The organism is Mycobacterium sp. TH-M15, from assembly GCF_057473705.1.
The window spans coordinates 1-3,711 of record NZ_JBYCLB010000590.1 but is presented as its reverse complement, the minus strand read 5'-3'; the positions used below and the strand labels follow the sequence as shown (position 1 = coordinate 3,711).

3 protein-coding genes are annotated in these 3,711 nt (G+C 71.3%); all 3 read right to left on the bottom strand.

The window, feature by feature from the left end:
• Positions 1 to 155: 155 nt before the first annotated feature.
• The 3 genes from AC2VNT_RS14585 to AC2VNT_RS14575 all read right to left on the bottom strand — a co-directional run bounded on the left by AC2VNT_RS14585 (position 156) and on the right by AC2VNT_RS14575 (position 3,384).
• The gene (locus tag AC2VNT_RS14585) at positions 156 to 1,010 is read right to left on the bottom strand and encodes a TIGR02569 family protein (protein WP_486947538.1); all 855 of its coding nucleotides are present in this window, start codon (positions 1,008 to 1,010) and stop codon (positions 156 to 158) included.
• A 63-nt stretch (positions 1,011 to 1,073) separates the two neighbouring features.
• The gene (gene moeZ, locus AC2VNT_RS14580) at positions 1,074 to 2,267 is read right to left on the bottom strand and encodes an adenylyltransferase/sulfurtransferase MoeZ (protein ID WP_486947537.1); all 1,194 of its coding nucleotides are present in this window, start codon (positions 2,265 to 2,267) and stop codon (positions 1,074 to 1,076) included.
• Positions 2,268 to 2,346: 79 nt separating this feature from the next.
• Positions 2,347 to 3,384 carry a DUF3152 domain-containing protein gene (locus AC2VNT_RS14575; RefSeq protein ID WP_486947536.1) on the bottom strand — a complete coding sequence of 346 codons (1,038 nt, stop codon included), beginning with the start codon at positions 3,382 to 3,384 and terminating at the stop codon, positions 2,347 to 2,349.
• Positions 3,385 to 3,711 lie beyond the last annotated feature (327 nt).

Below are 3,711 nucleotides of genomic sequence, written 5' to 3'. Positions count from 1 at the left end.
AAACCGGCGCCACCGGTCACACCCGCCTACCCACACCCCACCCCGACATCTTCCGCAGGCCCCAAGGCCAACTATCCCGCTTACTCGCGGAATCGGGACTGAAGGCCCGGCGTGCGAAAGCCCAGAACACCGAAACCGGCACCGAAACCGCTGCGCTACAACGCCATCCGGACCAGTCCAGCGGTGCGGGCCAGCCCCGGGAACGCCTCCGCGGTGGACCGCGGATGCAGCGCATGCACCGCCAGGCGGAACATCAACCCGCGCAACAACATCTGCGGCCACTCCGGCAGCGTCCGCCAGCGCTCGATCAGGTCGTCGTCGGCGTCACCCCAAGACAGCGCGTCCACCACCACCACCGCGGCGGCCCAGGACGGCGGCCGCCAGTACGGGGTGATGTCGGTGATGCCGGGGGCGGCCGACCCGGCGAACAGCACCGTGCCGTACAGGTCGCCGTGCACCAGCTGGCTGGGGCTCTTGGTCGGCGTGCGCAGGGCGGCGAGCTCGTTGATCAGGTCGATGGAGCGTTGTCCGTCCGGCGAGCCCGGTGCGATGCGGGCGCCGTGCTGCAGCGACTGGAACGGCCGCTCCTCCCAGGCGGCGCGATCGGCGGCGATGAAGACGTCGACATCGGCCCACGGCGCGACCGGCGCCTGGCTGAGGAAGCGGGGCCGTTCCAGGTCGCCGGTGGCCTCGTGCAGCCGCACCGACGCCGACACCACCTCGTCGTGCCGGGGCTCCGGGCTGCCGGCGACGAAGGTGTCGGCGCGCCAGCCGGAGACCACGTAGCGGCCGTCGGTGGACCGCACCGGGCGGGCCAGCCGGATGCCGTCGACGAACAGCGTCTCCCGCACCGTGGCCGACCAGGCCGCGCGCGCCGGGTCGGCCACCGTCGACAGCACCACCTGGCCGCATTTCCAGCCGCCCTCCCAGCCGGCGGCCAGCGGCGCCGGATCCTGGCCGGGAAGACCGAAAGCGGCCAGCACATGATGCGGCGGCGGTTCGACGGTCACGGCGTTAGCCTAATGGTGCCCGTCCCGGCGACCGCGGCTGGACACGAACCCCCGGCTCCGCGGCTAGTACATCACCATGTCGGGCTGCACCTGTTTAGCCCAGGCCACGATCCCGCCCTGTAGGTGCACCGCATCGGCGAAGCCGGCCCGCTTCAGCGCCGCCAGCGCCTCGGCGGAGCGGACCCCGGTCTTGCAGTACAGCACCGGCATCCGGTCCTGCGGGATCCGGGCCAGCCCCTCGCCGGAGAGGATCTCCCCCTTCGGGATCAGTTCGGCGCCGTCGATGTGGTTGATGGCGAACTCCGCCGGCTCCCGGACGTCGATCAGCGCGATCTCCTTGCCGGAGTCGAGCAGGTCGGCCAGCTCCCGCGGCGTGACGGTGGAGCCGGCCACCGCCCGCTCGGCGGCGTCGGAGACCACGCCGCAGAACTCCTCGTAGTCGGTGAGTTCGGTGATCTTCGGCGTGGCCGGGTCCTTGCGGATCCGGATGGTGCGGTAGCTCATCTCCAAGGCGTCGTAGACCAGCAGCCGGCCCAGCAGCGGCTCGCCGATCCCGGTGATCAGCTTGATCGCCTCGGTGCCCATCACCGACGCGATCGACGAACACAGGATGCCCAGCACCCCGCCCTCGGCGCAGGACGGCACCGTCCCCGGCGGCGGCGGCTCCGGGTACAGGTCCCGGTAATTCAGGCCGCGCTTCTCCCCGGCTGCGCCGTCGGGTGCGTCCTCCCAGAACACCGAGGCCTGGCCCTCGAACCGGAAGATCGATCCCCAGACGTACGGCTTGTGCGCCAGCGCCGCGGCGTCGTTGACCAGGTAGCGGGTGGCGAAGTTGTCGGTGCCGTCCACGATCAGGTCGTAGCCCTCGAACAACCCGACGGCGTTCTCCGCCGCGAGCCGCAACTCGTGCAACCGGACCCGCACCAACGGGTTGACCTCGGCGATCGAGTCCCGGGCGCTCTGGGTCTTCATCCGGCCGATGTCGGAGACCCCGTGGATGATCTGGCGCTGCAGGTTGGACTCGTCGACGACGTCGTCGTCGACGATGCCGATGGTTCCCACCCCGGCCGCCGCCAGGTACAGCAGCGCTGGCGCGCCCAGCCCGCCGGCCCCGATGAACAGCACCGATGCGTTCTTCAGCCGCTTCTGCCCGTCGACGCCGACCTCTGGGATGATCAGGTGCCGGCTGTAGCGGGCGACCTCGTCGCGGGTCAGCTCGGCGGCCGGGGTGACCAGCGGCGGCAGCGATATCGACACCGGCTAACTCCTCATCATCGACCGGGCGGTGCACGTACAGCAGATCAACGACAAACGGCCGGCGATGCTTCCCGGGGTGTCACGGGATGGGATGCGGCCACGGGTTGAACCGGCAGGTCTTGCCGTCCGGCTTCACCCAGTCCGGGTCGAACTTCGCCGCGTCGTCGTTGGAGGTGCCCAGCGTCTGCTGCATCATCACCTGCGCCAGCCCGTCCTGCTTCTCGCACGGCTCGTGGTGGGAGTAGCCGATGGCGTGGCCGACCTCGTGGTTGATCAGGTACTGCCGGTAGGAGCCGATGTCGCCCTGGAACGGGACCGCACCGCGCACCCAGCGCGCCTCGTTGATGAAGACCCGCGGCTCGGCGTCCGGCCCGTAGGACGGGTTGTAGCAGGAGACCTCCAACGGGATCTCGTACCCGCAGCCCTCGCGGATCGTCATCGGCGTGGTCAGCGAGATCCGGAAGTCCGGCTCGACGGTGTCGGTGTGGTCGATGCGCTTGAAGGCGAACTGAGGATTGTGCGTCCAGCCTTTCGGGTTGGCCAGCGTCTCGTCGACCATCCGGGCGAACCCCTCGTCGCCGCCGAACGCGGTGGTGTCGATCCCGTTCTCCACCTCGACGGTGTAGACGAACACCTTGGCGGTGCCCCGGCCGACCTGCGCCATGATGCCGGGCACGATGTGCCAGCTCATCGTCCCGGCCTCGGTGAACAGCCCACCGATCGGCAGCACCCCGGCGGGCAGGTTCACGTCGAAGGTGGTCAGGCCGCGCGGCGGGGCGCCGATGATCTCGGTGCCGGCCGACCCGATCGTCGGCGGCGCGTTGAGCGCCGGGTCCGACGCGACCGGCCGGGCCGCGACGCCGGTGCCGGTCAGCGTCTGGTACAGCACGACGACGGTGAGCACCGCCAGCAGCGGCAGCGCATAGGCGCGCCAGCCGTAGGTGGAGACGAACCGTCCGAGCGCGGTCTGCCGACGCGACCCCTCGTGTTCCCGGCGGGACCGGGCCCGGCCGCGGTCGCCGACCAGCGGGTCGCGCAGCGCGCGCAGCGGTTCCCGCCACTGGTCGCGAAGGGCGGGTAACCGACTCGACGAATGCCTCCCAGGCTCGAAGGTCACCGTCCCAGGATGGCACAACCCGGGCCAACGGCAACTCTCCGGCACGCCCGGCCGCCGGTTCGGCCGGCCCGACGGGCGCCGCGCAGGCCGTGCCGGGCGTCAGTCGCCGACGCCCGCAGCCCACCGCGTAGTCTCGTCTGCACGCGGCGCCAGGGGGGTGACCGCCGGCGCACCGGAACCGAATCCGAGGGACTTGATGAGCAAACCGACCGACACGACCGATCTGACTGCCGTCCCGGCCGACGGCGGCGCGGACGGCAGCGTGCCGGTCGGCAGCGTGCCGGTCGGTGGCGTGCGCCGGGGCAGCCGCCTGCCCCGCGACGAACG